We start from the raw sequence: 18,709 nt of genomic DNA, 5'->3' as shown, positions 1-18,709 counted from the left end.
ATAAATTGTTATTAAAAATATCAGCAAAAAAATTCTAAAAGTTCTGGGGTACTTTGTGCTCTTTTTGCTGTTGTTAAGTATTTTACTTTCTATTTCTCCAGTACAAACAAAATTAGGTAATTATTTCTCCAAAAGAATTAATGATGATTTTGGTACAGATTTAACCATAGAAAAAGTCGATTTTTCGCTTTTGGGAAGTGTTAGATTTAGAGGTGTAAAAATTAGAGATCATCATAAAGACACTTTAATTTTTGTAGATAAATTAAGTACTTCAATTCTTAATGCAAACAAAGTTTTAAATAAAGAGGTTTTGCTAGGACCAATTTATTTAGAAGACGCTTATTATTACATGAAAACTTACAAGGGTGAAGAGGATGATAATATGTCTATTTTTATTGATTCTTTTGATGATGGCACAGAGCAAGATTCTTTAAACCCATTTATATTAAAGTCAGAAAATGTTTATGTAGATAATTTAGATTTTAAGATTATTGATGCCAATAAACAAGATTCACTCAATTACTCTGTAACCAATGCAGGAGGTAATCTACAAAACTTGTCTATTATTGGTCCAGATTTTTCATCAGATATTAGAGGATTGTATTTTGTTGATATGAACAACTTAGAAGTTTCTAATTTAACAACAGATTTCACCTACTCTAAAACTAAAATGGAGTTTTTTAATACAACTCTACAAACTGAAAAAACTAATATTAAAGGGGATATCATCTTTAGTTACGAAAGAGAAGATTTAGCAGATTTTGTAAATAAAGTTCAAATTGATGCCAATTTTAGTGATAGTAAAATAGCAATTAAAGACATAAAAAAATTTTACAATGAGTTAAGCAGTAATGATATTGTAGATTTTAAAGGTGTTTTTAATGGTAAGCTAAATAACTTTGAACTTAAGAATTTAAATCTTGCCAATAATAGAGGCTTGTACATTAATGGCGATTTAACTTTTGTAAATGCTGTAGATGTAGAAAGAGGTTTTATTTTTGAGGGAGATTTAGATAATTTAACAGCCACTTACAATGAGCTAAAAAGAATTCTGCCTAATGTATTAGGTAAAAATGTGCCTTCAGATTTTAGCAAACTAGGACAATTTACTGTTAAAGGTAGAGTAAAAGTTACTCCAGATCAAATGCAAGCTACAATTGATGTGAAATCAGATATTGGAGGCGCCATTGCAGATTTACAGATTACCAATATAGATAATATTGATTTTGCAGTTTATGATGGAGATATAGAGTTACAACAGTTTGATATTGGAGTGTTTTTTAATGATCCTTTATTTGGTATTATTTCATTACAAGGAGATGTAGATGGAAGTGGTTTTCAATTAGAAAATATAGATACAAGGTTTATAGGAGAAATATCTGAGTTTGAATTTAAAGACTATATCTACACAAATATTTTAGCTAATGGACAATATCAAAACAATAAGTTTGATGGAGATTTATCTATAGATGATACAAACTTTAAAATGGACTTTAAGGGTTTAGCAGATTTATCATCAGAAGTAAATAAGTTCGATTTTTTATCAGAAATTAAATATCTAAATTTAAAAGAAACCAATCTTTTTACAAGAGATAGTACAGCTCAATTAAAAGGTTTTATTGCATTAGATGTAGAAGGGAATACTTTAGATGATATTATTGGTAATGCAACTTTTACAGATGTATTTTACACTAATGAAAAAGAGGAGTTTAGTTTTAAAGAATTCAACGTTTCTTCTTCTGTAAAAGATAGTATTAAGAAAATTCAAGTAACATCAAAAGACATCGCAAATGGTTACATTTCTGGTAAATTTACATTTTCTGAAGTACCCAATGTTGCTCAAAATGCATTAGGTAGTATTTATACCAACTACGAACCTTATCCTGTAGCTCCAAATCAATATGTAGATTTTAATTTTACCATCTACAATCAAATTGTGTCTGTATTTTATCCAGAGATTTCTATAGATGATAATACTAAGATTCGTGGAAAAATTCAATCGAATAAAGACCAATTAAGACTTACGTTTTCATCACCCAAAATAGATATTTATGGCAATGAGTTAAAAGATGTATTACTAAGAACAGATAATCAAAACCCTCTGTACAATTCGCATTTAACAGCCTCAGAAGTAAATACAAAATACTATAACGTTTCTAAATTAAATTTACTGAACAGAACACAAAATGATACCTTGTTTTTTAAATCAGAATTTAATGGTGGTCCTCAAGACAAAGAGAATTTTAATTTAGACTTTTTCTACACGATTAATGAAAACCAAAAGTCTGTTGTAGGTTTTGAAAAATCAACTTTTGTATTTAAAAACACAGTTTGGAATATAAATCCTGATGAACAGAATACTGACAAAATTGTTTTCGATCTTAAGAATAATGAGTTCAATTTTAGTCAGTTTAAACTAGTTTCAGGTGAACAAAAAGTTGAGTTTACAGGAAGTATTTTAGGTGAAACAGAAAAAACATTATTGGCAGATTTAACCAAAGTAAAATTGCAAAGTTTTATGCCAGAAATAGATAGTTTGACTCTAAAAGGTAATGTTACAGGAAATATAGATTTTGTGCAAGCAAACAATATTTACACTCCAGAAGCTACCCTAGTTATCAAAGATTTTGAGGTTAACGATTTTAAACAAGGAGAATTGGCTTTAAATGTTGTAGGAGATAATTCTTATGATAAGTACAAAGTGGATTTGTCTATTAAGAACGAAAAAGTAAAAAGTATTGCAGCAACAGGTAATTTAGATTTTTCTGGTAAAAGACCTTTAATCGATTTACAAGTATTTTTAGAAGATTATAATTTAAAAGCTTTTAGTCCTTTAGGTGCAGATGTTATTTCTTCTATGAGAGGTTTGGTTTCTGGTGATTTTTATCTTAGAGGATTTTTAAGAAATCCAGATATGGAAGGTACTTTACGTTTACATAATGCTGGTCTTAAATTTCCATACTTAAATGTAGATTTAGACTTCGATGGATTATCAACCATTACTTTGTCTGAGCAATCCTTTATTTTCGAGAATATTCAATTATTAGATTCTAAGTATAAAACAGAAGGTGTTTTGTTGGGCAATATTACACATCAAAATTTTGAACAATGGTTTCTAGACTTAGAAATTGTAACCGATAATTTATTGGTTTTAGATACAGAAAATACAGAAGAGGCTCTTTATTATGGAACAGCGTTTATAGATGGCTCTGCAAGTATTACAGGTTTAACAGATCAATTAGATATTACTGTAAATGCAGAAACCAATGCCAATACAAAATTTGTAGTTCCTTTAAAAGATATAGAAACAGTAGATAGTTATCAATTAATTCATTTTAAGACTGATAAAATGGATACTGAAGAACGTCAACGAAAATTGGCTCAAGAAGCAATTAAAGGTTTATCCTTAAACATTAATTTAGATGTAACTAAAGATGCAGAAGCACAAGTTGTAATTGATGAAGTAAATGGAAGTCAATTAACAGGTAGAGGAACTGGTAATTTAGAAATTGTAATTAATACAAGAGGTAGATTTGATATGTTTGGAGATTACACCATAGACACAGGAGTCTATGACTTTAAATATGGAGGAATTATTAATAAGCCATTTATCATACAAAAAGGAGGTACAGTATCTTGGAATGGAAACCCTTATGAAGCAGATTTAGATGTTACTGCCATTTATAAAGCCAAAGCAAACCCTGCAGTTTTATTACAGAATTTTAATTCAAATAGAAAAGAGGAAATAGATTTGGTAACAAGAATTACTGGAGATTTATTTAACTCTAAACAAGAATTAGACATCCAACTAACCAATGTAGATCCAACCATTGCAAGTGAGTTAGAGTTTGTTTTAAATGATAATAACATAAACGAAAAAACAACACAGTTTATATCGCTATTGGCATTTGGTACTTTTAGAAACCCAGAAAAAGTAAGTTTTGATGTAAACAATACCTTAACAGGTACAGCTTCTAGTGCAATTGCAACTGCTTTTTCTAGTATATTAAATAGTCCTGATAGTAAGTTTCAGTTGGGTGTAGATTATCAACAAGGAGATCAAGGAAATAGTATAGATCGTTTAAATATAGACAATCAAGTAGATGTTTCTGTAAGTACACAAGTAAGTGATAGGGTTATAATTAATGGTAAAGTAGGTGTTCCTGTTGGTGCTCAAACTCAATCGAGTGTTGTTGGTGAAGTAAAAGTTGAAGTTCTATTAAATCAAGAAGGTAACTTTAGAGGAGTTATATTTAATAGACAGAATGAAATACAGTATTCCCAACAAGAAGAAGGCTATACACAAGGAGTTGGTTTATCTTACCAAGTAAATTTTAATACTTTATCTGAACTTTTAGCTAAAATTGGTTTAAAGAAAAAGTCGGTTAAAAAGAAACCCGAAATTAAAAAGGATACGATTCTTGTACCTAAAAATAACCTGATTAACTTCGAGGGTAATTAGGCTCTTTTTGGCATTATTTAGATTCATTATTTTAGACCCAAATAATTAACATTTATATAATAAAAATGGGCTATTTAGGCTCAATCGTTTTCGTAACTTTATTATTATAAATCATTTAAAAGAATTAATTTTACATTGAAATATGAGTAAAATAAAGAAAATAGGAGTAATGACTTCTGGAGGAGATTCTCCAGGTATGAACGCTGCAATTCGTTCAGTAGTAAGAACTTGTGCGTTTTATAAAATTGAATGCGCAGGTATTTACAGAGGTTACCAAGGAATGATTGAAGGAGATTTTATTTCTTTAGATGCCAGAAGTGTAAAAGGCATTATTAACAAAGGTGGTACTTTTTTAAAGTCTGCAAGATCTAATGAGTTTAGAACTAAAGAAGGCAGACAAAAAGCATATGATGCATTAATTGCTGCTAACATAGATGCCTTAGTTGTAATTGGTGGAGATGGAACATTTACAGGAGCATTAATTTTTAATCAAGAATTTAATTTCCCAGTAATGGGTATTCCTGGTACCATAGATAATGATATTACTGGTACAAGCCATACTTTAGGCTATGATACTACATTAAATACAGTTGTAGACGTAATTGATAAAATTAGAGATACAGCATCTTCTCACAACAGATTATTCTTTGTAGAGGTAATGGGTAGAGATGTTGGTCATATTGCATTAAATGCAGGAGTAGGAGCAGGTGCAGAAGAAATATTAATACCAGAAGAAGACCTTGGTTTAGATCGTTTGTTAGAATCTTTAAAACGAAGTAAAGAATCAGGAAAATCATCTAGTATTGTAGTTGTTGCAGAAGGAGATAAAATTGGTAAAAACGTTTTCGAATTAAAAGATTACGTAGAAGAAAATTTACCTGAATACGAAGTGCGAGTTTCAGTGCTAGGTCACATGCAAAGAGGTGGTTCACCTTCTTGTTTTGATAGAGTGTTAGCAAGTAGAATGGGTGTAAAAGCAGTTGAGAGTTTGTTAGAAGGACAATCTAATTTAATGGTTGGGCTTTTAAATGAAAAAATGTCTGTAACACCATTAGATAAAGCAATCAAAGGTCAATCAAAAATAAATAAAGAATTAATCAGAGTGTCAGACATTATGTCTACATAACATAAAAAGAATTAATAAAATGATAAAAATAGGAATTAACGGATTTGGTAGAATAGGTAGGTTAGCATTTAGATCTGCAGTAAAAAGAGATAACGTACAAGTAGTAGCTATTAACGATTTATTAGAAGTAGATTATTTAGCATACATGTTAAAGTTCGATTCTGTTCATGGTGCTTTTGATGGTACTGTAGAAGTTAAAGATGGTAAACTAGTTGTTAACGGAAATGAAATTAGAATCTCTGCAGAAAGAAACCCTGCTGATTTAAAATGGGATGAAGTTGGTGCTGAGTACGTTTTAGAATGTACAGGTATCTTCAAAAGCTTAGAGCAAGCTAATTTACATATTCAAGGTGGAGCTAAAAAAGTAGCTATTTCTGCACCTTCAGGAGATGCACCAATGTTTGTAATGGGAGTTAACCATACAAAATTACAAGCATCAGATACCATTTTTTCTAATGCATCTTGTACAACAAACTGTTTAGCACCTATTGCAAAAGTATTAAATGATAACTTTGGTATTGCAGAAGGTTTAATGACTACTGTACATGCAGCGACTGCAACACAAAAAACTGTTGATAGCCCATCTAATAAAGATTGGAGAGGTGGTAGAGCAGCAATTCACAATATTATTCCTTCTTCTACAGGAGCTGCAAAAGCAGTAGGTAAAGTAATTCCTGAGTTGAATGGTAAATTAACAGGTATGGCTTTTAGAGTTCCAACTATGGATGTTTCTGTGGTAGATTTAACTGTAAAGTTAGAAAAAGGTGCTACTTACGAAGAAGTTAAAGCAGCAATGAAATCAGCTTCAGAAAATGAAATGGCTGGTGTTTTAGGATATACTGAAGAGTTAGTTGTTTCTCAAGATTTTGTTGGTGAAACTCGTACTTCTGTATTCGATGCAAATGCTGGTATTGCTTTAAATGATAACTTTGTAAAAGTTGTTTCTTGGTATGATAACGAAATTGGTTATTCAACGAAATTAGTAGACTTAGTAGAATATTCTGCTTCTCTATAATTAAAGAAATAAAGGAAATAAAAGACCTGATAGATTAATTTCTATCAGGTTTTTTTATAGGTTTATAATAAGTAAATAAAGCTTTATTTAACAGCAATCATACTTATTTCAACATTTACATATTTAGGTAAATTGGCAACTTCTACAGTTTCTCTTGCAGGTGCTGTTTCTTCATTAAAGTATTGAGCATAGACTTCATTTATTTCTTTAAAATTTTTCATGTCCGAAATAAATATGGAAGATTTTACCACGTTTTCAAAAGTCATTTCAGCAGCTTCTAGAACTGCTTTCATGTTCTCCATAACTTTTGTTGTTTCAATTTTAATTGAATCCAAAACCAACTCACCAGTTTCAGCATCAATAGCAATTTGTCCTGAAGTATACAAGGTGTTTCCACTTAAAACAGCTTGGTTGTATGGCCCAATAGGAGCAGGAGCTTTGTCTGTAGTTATTATTTTTTTCATGTAATTTATAAATATATGTAGATGTTGTATGTAGTGATTTTTAAAACAATAATCTATCAGGTGGTTTGTTTTTATCCCACTTTAAATCAGCGAGTGTAGATGATTTTACACCAATAAAAAATGTATATGACGAATTTGAACCAAAAGGCACCCAATTAAAATTGAATTGCCAACTGTCTAAATCTCTCGTAAAATTAAATCTTGAGAACGAAAACGCACCATTTTTAACATCATAACCAGATGAATAACCTACTTTCCATTTTGGCGATAATTCAATATTTCCACTAAAACCTAAAGTGTGTACACCAATTTCTCCAGGATCAACACCATTATTTCTATAAGTGGCTGCATAAACTAAGTTTAATGTCCATGGTATTTTAGAGTTATATAATTCAGTTTCTTTGGTTCCACCACCAACATCATTGGCATCTTGCCTGCCAAACCTATTTGTTGGGTCAATTTGAGCACCCATAGTATCTGGAGGATTATTAGCCCCATTTCCATTTCTACTTTCTTGATTGGCACTTTTGTTTTTATCTTCTTTTTCAAAATCTTTACTAGATATTGAGTAATTAGCTGTTAAGTTTGCGTTCGATAATCTAAAAATTCCTGGATTAAATTTATCAATTCTAACTCCATTTTCATTCACTTGATATGGATCTAAACTACCAGTTAAATTTACTGCTAACTTATCTTTAAACAAACGAGTACCTGCACTAAATGTAACATTAGACCATCGTAAACTATCTGCAGCAATATTATAAGCTGTATTAAAATTAAGATTATTTAAAATCATAATTTTTTCATCATCCTCATCACTATCTGGGTCTTTAGGGGCTACTTTAGCCTCTAAAACATTATTTAAAGATATACCAATAGAATTACTTAAACCTCCAGAAGGTCTTCCATAAATACCATTATCAAATACAGTATAATCTATAACGTCTAAAGGATCAGCACTTTGTTGTACTTGCTCTAAGTATCTGTCTTGAAAATCTGGTCTGTAGGTATAAGAAATTGTTGGTCTAAAAGTGTGTCTTATGGCTTTTAGTCTTCCTTTAGAAAAAGAAAAATCTCCATAAATATTGGTAGATAAACTAACACCCAAATTGTATTCTCTATAAGATTTAAAACCTCTTATAGTATCAGTAACCACTTCATTATTGGTTTGATCATAATTTTTTTGAATATAATCAAATTGCCACGTTTCTTCATAATTTGCGCTTGGTGAAAGTGTAAAATATCTAAATGCTTTTATATTAGTGTTTGTACTTGTTTTATGTTGCATTCCTGCTCTTGCAGTTTCGAACATTTTACTGGTAAAAAACTCATCATCTGTCGTATTTATTAAATACTGACCTTGCATATTGTAATTAAAACCTAACTTTTGAATAGGATTTTTCTTCACTCCATCTTTGCCAGCAAAAGGATATATTCTATTCATGTTTAGTGTTAATGATGGCAAAGTCATTATAATACTTTCTGTATTGGTATTTTGTTGATGAGAAGCAGTAACAGCCATGTTAAATGGAGTGCCTACAAAGTTTTTGCTATAGTTAATAGATGAATTAAAGGTGTTATTTTGTGATTGTGAAACATTAAACTGATTTAATGATTCTCTAAAAAAACGACTACTACCTAAATTTACTGATGCTGTAAATCTTGAATTAGGGCTTGCTTTTGAGTCTTGATTGTGAGACCATCTTACATTAAAATTATTGGCTCTAGAGAAATCGTCAAAACCTCGAATACCATTTATGTTGTTTTCAAAATTAAAACTAAATGTTCCATTAAATTTATACCTCTTATTATAGTTTGATGATACTCTTACACCCCAACTACCATTTGAATAGGCATCACCCAAAAGAGTTAAATCTACATAATCGTTTATAGCAAAATAATAACCACCATTCTGAAAACCAATTCCTCTTGTACTACTTCCTGTATCAAAAGCAGGAATTAAAAAACCAGAAACACTAGTTTCACTCATAGGAAAGTAAGCAAAAGGTAGAAATAATGGGGTAGGTACATCTGCTAAAACCAAATTACTTGTACCAACAATAATTTTTTTACCAGGTACTAATTTTGCTTTATTTGTTGTAATATAATAATCTGGGTTGTCTTTATCTGATGTTGTAAATCTAATTTTTCTAACATAAATTGTAGAATCATTTACTCTCTTTGTCTTTTCACCATAAGTAAACATTTCTCCTTGTTGGGTTTTTAAACCATAGATTAAAGCACGTTTACTTTTAAAGTTATACAATAGAGAATCTTGTTCAGATTCTTGAGCTCCTTGTCTAAAGACAGGTCTTTGACTATAACCTGTACTATCTTTAATTCCTTTAGCAAAGAGTGTGTTCTTTTTGTAGTCTATAATAATGATACCCGCTTTTAAATCAATATCTGTATAGGTTATATTGGCTTCGTTATAAAGAGTTACAGTTTTGTTTTTTGCATCTTGTATAGTGTAATCTTTAGCAATATGTGTAATGATGTCTTCTATAGTTTCTTTTGGTTTTATAGAATCAGATTTTATAGTATCTGTTTTTTTAAGCAAAAGTGAATCTCTTTTTGCCAAACCTAAAGAATCTGTTTTTTTGGCAATCACAGTATCTTTCTTTATAGATGGAATTACGATTTTCTTTTTTGTAGGAATATCTTGAGAAAAACTTAACTTTATAAAAAAGAAGCAGCAAAATAAAAGTAGGTATGATAGATTTGATTGCAATGCTATAAATACTATTTTTGTATTAGAGTAAAAGTATGGCTCAATATTTGAAACACAAAATTAAAGATGCCAAAATTAGTTAAATTTTATTGATGAATTTTCTACAAATCCACAAATTTAATACCAAGTTCCAAAAGCTATTTTTTATAGTCTTTTGTTTTGCGATATTCTTACCTATAACTACAAATGCGCAAAAAAAGTATACCATTGTTTTAGATGCAGGTCATGGAGGAAAAGATCCTGGTAACAGAGGAAATGGTTATTATGAGAAAAATATTGCTTTAAAAGTAGCTTTATTAGTGGGTGCAGAACTAAAAAAAAACAAAGACATCCAAGTCATTTATACTAGAAATAAAGATGTTTTTATAGACTTATGGAAAAGAGGAGACATAGCTAATAAAGCAGATGCTGATTTGTTTGTTTCTATTCATTGTGATTCATACCTACCAAGACCAGCTGCTCATGGAGCAGGAACTTTTGTTTTGGGTTTAAGAGGTAATAAGAAGAATTTAGAAATAGCCAAAAGAGAAAATGCAGCAGTTTTATTAGAAGAAAACTACGAACAAAGATATAAAGGGTTTGATGCAAATTCTGTAGAATCTGTTGTTGGTTTCTCTCTGTTACAAGAAGAAAATTTAGATAAGAGTTTAGAAATTGCAAGTTTAATTCAATCGAATTTTACAAAACAACTAAACAGATTAGATCGTAAAGTAAAACAAGATAATTTTCAAGTTTTAAGAGAAACAGTAATGCCAAGTGTTTTGGTAGAATTAGGGTTTTTAACAAACAAGAAAGAGGGTAGATACCTGAACTCCAAACAAGGTCAAAAGCAAATGGCCAAATCTGTTGCACAAGCAATTGAAAATTATGTAACCAATTTAAAAATTAATACTGTAGTTGATGATGGCTCAGTAGTTGAGCAAAAAGATTTTATTGAATTTAAAGTACAAATTGCATCTGGTAAAAATAAATTGGCAACAAAAGCCTATAATTTCAAAGGCCTGAAGGATATTCAAAGGGTAAAATTGGGTAACTTTTATAAATATTATTATGGTGTAACTTCCTCATACAAAGAGGCTAAAAATTCATTAAAAGTTGCTAGACAGAAAGGCTACAAATCTGCTTTTCTTGTCGCTTTTAAAAATGGCGAAAAAGTATCTGTAGAAGAAGTGAATAAAATGCCTTAAATTTGCTTAAAACAACCAAAAAATATTAGTAATATTGTTAGTAAATTTCTACCTATGTCTAAAGAATTAAAAATTGGTGCCATTTTATTAGTAGTTATAATCTTATTTGTTTGGGGTTTTAATTTTTTAAAAGGTCATGATTTACTTGATGGTAAAGCAAGAGAATTCCAAGTGGAATATACCAAAATAGGTGGTCTAAATAGGGCAAGTACTGTTACTTTAAACGGATTAAAAGTAGGTCAGGTAAAAGGTATTGAATTTAATACTACAGAAGAAAAAAGAGGGCAATTAATTGTAACATTTGCTGTTGAAAACGATTTTCAGTTTTCTAAAAGTAGTGTTGTAAAAATATATTCTCCAAACCCATTATCGCCATCAAACTTAGCAATTATTCCTAATTATGAAGGTGAAATGGCTGTTTCAGGAGACATGCTTCAAGGTGAAATGGAGGAAAGCTTATTTACTTCTATTGGTGAAAGATTAGATCCTTTACAAACAAAAATAGAAAAGGTAATAGTAAGCGCAGATACTTTATTTAGTGGTTTAAATAAAGTCCTAAATGAAAATACAATTAAAGGTATTAATTCATCAGTATCAAATTTATCTGCAACAATATACGAGCTTAGACAAACGATTAAAACCGTAAATTCTATGGTTGTTGATAATCAAGATAATTTAAAAATTACTCTAGAAAATACTAAAAACATTACTGGTAATCTAAATAAGTTAGCAGATAGTTTAACAACTGTAAACTTTAATAGTATTGTTCAGAAAGCAGAGAATGCAGTAGATAATTTTAATGAATTGTCTAAAAAAATAAATTCTACTGATGGATCAATTGGAAGGTTGATAAATGATGATGAGTTGTATAAAAATGTAGAAGCAGCAACTAAGGAGTTAGAGCAATTGTTAAGAGATTTAAAGATTAATCCAAAGAGATATGTTCACTTTTCTTTATTTGGTAAAAAGCCACAAGAATATGAACCAACAGCTCCAGATAGTTTATTATTTATTAAAGACTAAAATACTAATTTAATTTTTACAGAATGCAATATTTACCCAATATACTTTTTATCATAGCTCTAATTTTAGGAGTTGGATTTTTTGTGATGAACATTAGAAAAATTTCACGAAACATTAAGCTTGGTAAAGATGTAGATCGTTTTGATAACAAATCAGAAAGATGGAAAAATATGGCCATGATTGCTTTAGGGCAATCTAAAATGGTTAAAAGACCACTTTCAGGATTTTTACACATTATAGTTTACGTTGGTTTTATTATTATAAATATAGAAGTTCTCGAAATCGTTATAGATGGTATTTTTGGAACACATAGAATTTTTCAGGGTATTATTGGTGATAGCTTTTACGCTTTTCTAATTGGTACTTTCGAAATTTTAGCAGCATTAGTATTTGCAGCTGTTATTATTTTTTGGACAAGAAGAAATGTTTCTAACATTAAACGTTTTTTAAGCAAAGAAATGCAAGGTTGGCCAAAGAAAGATGGTAATTATATTTTGTATTTCGAAATGGTTTTAATGACCTTATTTATAGTTATGAATGCTACTGATACTTCTTTTCAAGAAGCAGGTATTGGAAATCCAATTAGTCAGTTTGTAGCACCTTTATTTGATGGTTTTTCAGCAGAAACTGTTCATTTGATCGAAAGAACTTCTTGGTGGATTCACATTTTGGGGATCTTAGTTTTCTTAAACTATTTATATTATTCAAAGCATTTACACATCTTACTTGCTTTTCCTAATACATACTTTGCAAACTTAAAACCTAAAGGTCAGTTCAATAATTTAGAGGCTGTTACCAATGAAGTAAAATTAATGATGGATCCTGATGCAGATCCTTATGCAATGCCAGAAGAAGGAGCAGAAGAAGCTGTGCCAGAAAAGTTTGGAGCTTCTGATGTTGCAGACTTAAGTTGGGTTCAACTATTAAATGCATATACCTGTACTGAATGTGGTAGATGTACATCTGCTTGTCCTGCAAATTTAACTGGTAAGAAATTATCTCCTCGTAAAATTATGATGGATACCAGAGATCGTTTAGAAGAAGTTGGTAGAAATATAGATGAAAATAAAGGTGAGTTTAAAGATGATGGAAAACAATTATTAAACGATTACATCTCTCCAGAAGAACTTTGGGCTTGTACAAGTTGTAATGCCTGTGTAGAAGAATGTCCTGTTAATATTGATCCACTTTCTATTATTATGGATATGAGAAGATATTTAGTGATGGAGCAAAGTGCTGCACCACAAGAATTAAACATGATGATGACTAATGTTGAAAATAATGGTGCTCCTTGGCAATACAACCAACAAGATAGATTAAACTGGGCTAAAGAAGAATAACAAAATATATAATTTTAAGTTTTTAATACATCATTGAAAATTTAACACTAAAAACTAAGAATATGAATGTACCAACAATGGCAGAAATGATGGCTCAAGGCAAGCAACCAGAAGTGTTGTTTTGGGTTGGTGCTGCAGGAAGTTATGATGACAGAGCTAAGAAAATTAGTAGAGCATTTGTAAAAATTTTACATCAAGCAAACGTAAATTTTGCTGTTTTAGGAACAGAAGAAACATCTACAGGAGATGCAGCTAAAAGAGCAGGAAATGAATTCTTGTTTCAAATGCAAGCTATGATGAATATCGAGGTTTTAAACGGCTATGAAGTAAAGAAAATTGTAACCTGTGATCCTCATTCTTTTAACACCATAAAAAATGAATATCCTTCTTTAGGAGGAAAGTATGAAGTTTATCATCACACACAATTCATTCAAGATTTAATTAAAGAAGGTCGTTTAAAAATAGACGATGCTACTTTAAAAGGAAAAAGAGTAACTTTTCATGACCCATGTTATTTAGGTAGAGCAAATGAAGTTTATGAATCTCCTCGTGATTTAATTAGAAGATTAGGAGTAAACTTAACAGAAATGAAACGTCATAAATCTACAGCTTTATGTTGTGGAGCAGGAGGTGCTCAAATGTTTAAGGATGCAGAACCAGGAGATAAAGAAGTAAATGTTTTAAGAACAGAAGATGCTTTAGAAACAAATCCAAGTATTATAGCAACTGGCTGCCCCTATTGTAATACAATGATGACAGATGGTATTAAATTTAAAGAAAAAGAAGCTGAAGTTGTTGTAAAAGATATTGCAGAGCTAATTGCAGAAGCAAATAATTTATAAAATTAGTATTTAGTTAAAATGTCAGAAAATTTTAAAAACGATCTCGTTACAGATTTACCAGACATTACTAAAATAAGATTTAAAAAAATTGATAAAGATTATTTAAAAGTAATCTTAATCAATTTTTTTTTAGTTTTTAGTTTACTTTTTGCTGGGTTAATTGCTTTGCAACAACTTGCTTTTAGTGAGGCTATTTTAGCCTACAATACAACTATATATTTTGGATATAGTTCTTTTTTTGGTCTTTACTTAATTTATTTGTTCCTTGCATTTCCGAAGAAAAAATATGCATTAAGAGATAGAGATATTTCCTATAAATCTGGATTATTATTTTTAAAAACAACTACAGTTCCATTCTCTAGAATTCAACACGTAGAAACAGATGAAAAACCTATATCTAGAATATTTAAGCTCGCTTCTTTAAGCGTTTACACTGCAGGTGATTCTAGTGATGACTTAGTAATTAAAGGTATTAAAAAGCAAGAAGCATTAGAAATTAAAGAATTTATTAGCTCTAAAATTAATGCATAATTCTTATACATTTTCTGAGTTTTCTAAACAGTCTCCAAAAGGAATTTTCATCATTTATGTTGCAGAAATTTATAGAGTCATTAAGTTGTTTTGGATTTTCTTGTTTATTCTATTTAAAGACTTCTCAAAGTTTTCTTCTTATGGAGTAACTTATATTTATTTGGGTGTTGGTTTATTATTAACATTATTGTTTTTAAGAGCTTATTTAATCTACATAAACTTTCAATATAAATTAGACAATCAGCATTTTATTCTTAAAAAAGGTATTCTTAAAAAATCACATGTAGAAATCCCATTTCATCGAATTCAGAATATTAATTTTAAACAAAATATAGTTCAACAAGTAATAGGTGTTTTTGAAGTTAGCATAGAAACTGCAGGTTCTAAAGACACAGAAATTGTTATAAAAGCATTATCATTAGAAAAAGCAGAGGCTTTAAAAGCAACAATTACTCAAGGTCAGAAATTGGTTAGTGAAGTAGCTGAAGAAGAAAAGGTAGAACCCATTGTAAAAATTGGCTTTTTTGCTCTGTTACGAGTAAGTCTTACAGAAAATCATCTGCAGAATTTATTTTTATTCTTTGCTGTAGTAATTGGTTTCTTTAATCAAATACAGCAAATCTCTACTAGTTTTGGGCAATCAGAAGCTTTAGATGGTTATATTTCAGAAAGTACTAGTAATTTGTCTGCAAGTGTAGTTTTGGTTACTATTCTTGTAATTCTACTTACAGTTATTGCACTTTTAAGTTCTTTTGTAAAAGTTGTATTGATACATTTTAATTTAAGAGCGTATTTAAAAGATGACGCTTTTGAAATTAATCAAGGTTTATTAACTAAGAAATCTATTGTTTTAAAAAAACAGAAAATTCAGAATGTTACAATTTCTACAAACCCTTTAAAAAGGTTGATAGGGATTTCTTTTATTACTTTTAAACAAGCTGTAAGTGGTAAAGTAAATAATACAAAAAAAGAAAAACTAATTCGTTTAGTGGGTTGTAAAGAGCAGCAAATAGAAATTGTAAAAACATCAGTATTTAAAGAACTCTCAGTGGAGGAAGGTGCAAAGCAGAATCCTGATTCTTATTATAAGAAAAGATTGTTCTTTTGGTCAGGTTTATTTCTATTGATTTGTTATTCAGCAATTTTTTATTTCATAGATCATCTAGAAGTTTTTTATTCACTTTTTGCAGTTATTCCAATTACCATTTTCTTGCTATTGAAAAAAGTTAAAAAAAGATTCTATCAAATTTCTGAAGAAATGTTAATTGTGGGTAAAGGTTTATTAGAGACTCATTTAACATATTTAGATATTTTTAAAGTTCAGAATATTAAAATGAAGCAATCTATTTTTCAAAAAAGAGGTAATGTTGCAGATCTGGTTTTACAAACTGCATCTGGAAAAATTGAAATTCCTTGTATAGCTTATCAAGAAGCCATTAAAATCTATAATCATACTTTATATAAAGTAGAAACAAGTAACGCTCCATGGATGTAAAAAGTTTTATAAAAGCTGCACGTTTAAGAACTTTACCTTTATCAATTTCAGGTATTATTGTAGGTTCGTTTTTAGGGATAAAGGTTTTAAATGATTCATTATTAGGTGATAATAAAATGTCTATTATAACATCTCCAATTTTTTGGTTAGCAATTTTAACTACTATTGGTTTTCAAGTACTTTCTAATTTTGCTAATGATTATGGAGATGGAATAAAAGGTTCAGACAAAAATAGAACAGGTGAAGCAAGAATGGTTTCTAGTGGTGCAATTACTCCAAAGCAAATGAAAAATGCAATGATAGTAACCACTATTATCACTTTAATTATAGCCTTGTTGTTAATCTATTTTTCTTTTGGAAAAGAGAACTTTGCATATTCTATTCTATTCTTTGGTTTGGGTATAGCATCAATAGCTGCTGCAATTAAATACACAGTAGGTAATTCAGCATATGGCTATTCTGGTTTTGGAGATGTTTTTGTTTTTCTTTTTTTTGGATTGTTAAGCGTAGTTGGTAGCTATTTTTTATTTACAAAAAATATTAACTTGTTGGTTTTCTTGCCAGCAATTTCAATAGGTTTATTAAGTACAGCTGTTTTAAACTTAAACAATTTAAGAGATCGAGATCAAGATAAAATTAATAGCAAAAATACTTTAGTGGTAAAATTGGGTAATAACAATGCAAAAATATATCATTATTTCTTAATTTTAGGAGCTTTAGTAATTGCTTTAAGCTATACTTATCTTAATTTTGAATCTTATTACCAGTTGTTATATTTAATTGCTTTTATTCCATTAGTAAAAAATATTATTACTGTTTCTAAAAATACAATTCCTGCAGAATTAGATGGCGAACTCAAAAAGGTCGCACTTAGTACATTCTTGTTTGCATTAATTTTCGGAATTACAAATTTTATATTTTAAACAACATTTATGAAAACGATTAAAATAATATTAGGTATAATTACAGCTTTAGTACTTGTGTTTTTTGTAACAGGATTATTGGTAAAAGAAACCAACTATAAAGCACAAGTTTCTGTTAATGAGCCATTAGCTGATGTTTTTACTACATTTAACAATACCGAAAATGTAAAGAATTGGATTCCTGAAATTAAGACTGTAGAAACAATAAATGAAAACGTAGGTAAAACAGGTAGTAGTTATAAAATTGTTTTAGACAACCAAGGTCAAGAAATTACAATGACAGAAAAAGTTGTAGCTTATGTACCCAATGAAAAAGTAACTTTATTTTTTGATGCAGAAAACATGCTTAAAAAAGACGATTACGTTTTTACAGAAAACAATGGTGTTACTACTATAACTTTAAATTCGAGCTGTAGAAGTGATTCTTATATAATGGCTTGTATGTTTCCTTACTTTAAATCAACTTTTCAAAATCAAGACCAAGGTTATCTAAATAATTTTAAAACCTATATTGAGAATAAATAATTTATTTTGATTAAAGCTGAATACAAAAAATATACGCTCAATTTTAAAAATCCAAGTGGTACTTCTCGTGGAATTTTAAGAACGAAAGAAACTTATTTTATCATTTTAAATGAGAATGATAAAATAGGAATTGGAGAAACAGGTTTGTTTAGAGGCTTAAGTATAGATGATTTGCCTAATTATGAAGAAAAGCTAGCTTGGGCATGTAAAAACATCAATATAGGTTTGCAAAAGTTACTTTTTGAATTAAGTAATTATCCTTCTATTCAATTTGGCTTAGAGCAAGCTATTTTATCATTAAATAGTAATAATAAATTCGAGCTTTTTCCATCTAATTTTACAAAAGGTAAAGAGGCTATTCCAATAAATGGTTTAGTTTGGATGGGTGATAAGTCTTTTATGAAATCTCAAATTAAAGATAAATTGGCATCTGGTTTTTCATGTATTAAAATGAAAATTGGTGCTATTGATTTTGATACAGAAATTGAATTGTTAACCTCAATTCGTAAAGAGTTTTCGTCTAAAGAAATAGAATTAAGAGTAGATGCTAATGGAGCATTTTTGCCAGAAAATGCTTTAGAAAAATTAAAAACCTTATCAGAGTTAGATCTTCATTCTATAGAACAGCCTATAAAACAAGGCCAATTGCAAGAAATGGCAAAATTATGTGAGCAAACTCCTTTGCCAATTGCACTAGATGAAGAATTAATAGGTGTATTTTCTGTTGAGGATAAAAGAAAAGTAATTCATACTATAAATCCTCAATACATCATATTAAAACCAAGTTTGGTTGGTGGATTTGCAGGAAGCTCAGAATGGATTAATTTAGCAGAAGAGAACAATAGTGGTTGGTGGATAACATCAGCATTAGAAAGTAATATTGGCTTGAATGCAATTGCCCAATTTACCTATACTTTGCAAAGTAATTTGCCTCAAGGTTTAGGAACAGGAAGCTTATTTACGAATAACATTCAAAGTCCTTTAGAAGTTAAAGAAGGAACTTTACATTACAATAATAATTTACAGTGGAATTTTAATATTTAAG

General features: G+C 29.4%; 14 protein-coding genes. 12 read left to right on the top strand and 2 right to left on the bottom strand.

Translation table 11 applies throughout. From position 1 onward, the window contains the following. Positions 1-70: 70 nt before the first annotated feature. The 3 genes from LPB302_RS03550 (at position 71) to gap (ending at position 6,603) form a co-directional block, all read left to right on the top strand. Entirely contained in the window at positions 71-4,462 is a 4,392-nt protein-coding gene (locus tag LPB302_RS03550) for a translocation/assembly module TamB domain-containing protein (RefSeq protein ID WP_231658741.1), read from the top strand. 142 nt (positions 4,463-4,604) lie between these two features. Next, on the top strand, positions 4,605-5,588 hold the full coding sequence (pfkA, locus tag LPB302_RS03545; RefSeq protein ID WP_053974954.1) for a 6-phosphofructokinase: 984 nt from the start codon (positions 4,605-4,607) through the stop codon (positions 5,586-5,588). Between the two features lie 19 nt (positions 5,589-5,607). Continuing rightward, positions 5,608-6,603 carry a type I glyceraldehyde-3-phosphate dehydrogenase gene (gap, locus tag LPB302_RS03540; RefSeq protein ID WP_053974953.1) on the top strand — a complete coding sequence of 332 codons (996 nt, stop codon included), beginning with the start codon at positions 5,608-5,610 and terminating at the stop codon, positions 6,601-6,603. 83 nt (positions 6,604-6,686) lie between these two features. On the opposite strand, the gene LPB302_RS03535 is transcribed toward gap, so the two are convergent. After that, entirely contained in the window at positions 6,687-7,067 is a 381-nt protein-coding gene (locus tag LPB302_RS03535; RefSeq protein WP_053974952.1) for a Rid family detoxifying hydrolase, read from the bottom strand. A 40-nt stretch (positions 7,068-7,107) separates the two neighbouring features. Then, positions 7,108-9,678, bottom strand: a complete 2,571-nt coding sequence (locus LPB302_RS03530; protein ID WP_231658740.1) for a putative LPS assembly protein LptD — start codon at positions 9,676-9,678, stop codon at positions 7,108-7,110. 212 nt (positions 9,679-9,890) lie between these two features. Between LPB302_RS03530 and LPB302_RS03525 the strand changes: the two genes are divergently transcribed. The 9 genes from LPB302_RS03525 (at position 9,891) to LPB302_RS03485 (ending at position 18,708) form a co-directional block, all read left to right on the top strand. Beyond that, the gene (locus LPB302_RS03525) at positions 9,891-10,985 is read left to right on the top strand and encodes an N-acetylmuramoyl-L-alanine amidase family protein (RefSeq protein ID WP_053974951.1); all 1,095 of its coding nucleotides are present in this window, start codon (positions 9,891-9,893) and stop codon (positions 10,983-10,985) included. Positions 10,986-11,039: 54 nt separating this feature from the next. After that, the gene (locus LPB302_RS03520) at positions 11,040-12,008 is read left to right on the top strand and encodes an MlaD family protein (protein WP_053974950.1); all 969 of its coding nucleotides are present in this window, start codon (positions 11,040-11,042) and stop codon (positions 12,006-12,008) included. A gap of 23 nt (positions 12,009-12,031) precedes the next feature. Further along, positions 12,032-13,348 carry a 4Fe-4S dicluster domain-containing protein gene (locus LPB302_RS03515; RefSeq protein WP_053974949.1) on the top strand — a complete coding sequence of 439 codons (1,317 nt, stop codon included), beginning with the start codon at positions 12,032-12,034 and terminating at the stop codon, positions 13,346-13,348. Between the two features lie 62 nt (positions 13,349-13,410). Then, on the top strand, positions 13,411-14,190 hold the full coding sequence (locus tag LPB302_RS03510; protein ID WP_053974948.1) for a (Fe-S)-binding protein: 780 nt from the start codon (positions 13,411-13,413) through the stop codon (positions 14,188-14,190). An 18-nt stretch (positions 14,191-14,208) separates the two neighbouring features. Next, positions 14,209-14,721 carry a PH domain-containing protein gene (locus tag LPB302_RS03505; protein WP_053974947.1) on the top strand — a complete coding sequence of 171 codons (513 nt, stop codon included), beginning with the start codon at positions 14,209-14,211 and terminating at the stop codon, positions 14,719-14,721. Continuing rightward, on the top strand, positions 14,714-16,216 hold the full coding sequence (locus LPB302_RS03500) for a PH domain-containing protein (protein ID WP_053974946.1): 1,503 nt from the start codon (positions 14,714-14,716) through the stop codon (positions 16,214-16,216). Before LPB302_RS03505 ends, LPB302_RS03500 begins: the two co-directional genes overlap by 8 nt. Further along, entirely contained in the window at positions 16,207-17,139 is a 933-nt protein-coding gene (gene menA, locus LPB302_RS03495; protein WP_053974945.1) for a 1,4-dihydroxy-2-naphthoate octaprenyltransferase, read from the top strand. The genes LPB302_RS03500 and menA overlap by 10 nt, the downstream gene beginning before the upstream one ends. Before the next feature lie 9 nt (positions 17,140-17,148). After that, a complete protein-coding gene (locus LPB302_RS03490; RefSeq protein WP_053974944.1) occupies positions 17,149-17,664 on the top strand; it encodes an SRPBCC family protein in 516 nt (171 codons plus the stop codon). 6 nt (positions 17,665-17,670) lie between these two features. Continuing rightward, a complete protein-coding gene (locus tag LPB302_RS03485; RefSeq protein WP_053974943.1) occupies positions 17,671-18,708 on the top strand; it encodes an o-succinylbenzoate synthase in 1,038 nt (345 codons plus the stop codon). Position 18,709: the final 1 nt, after the last annotated feature.

The sequence above is a fragment of the Polaribacter dokdonensis genome (assembly GCF_024362345.1).
In the GTDB taxonomy this organism is placed as follows: domain Bacteria; phylum Bacteroidota; class Bacteroidia; order Flavobacteriales; family Flavobacteriaceae; genus Polaribacter; species Polaribacter dokdonensis.
The sequence above is the reverse complement of the archived record's forward strand: the minus strand, read 5'-3'. Positions and strand labels throughout refer to the sequence as shown.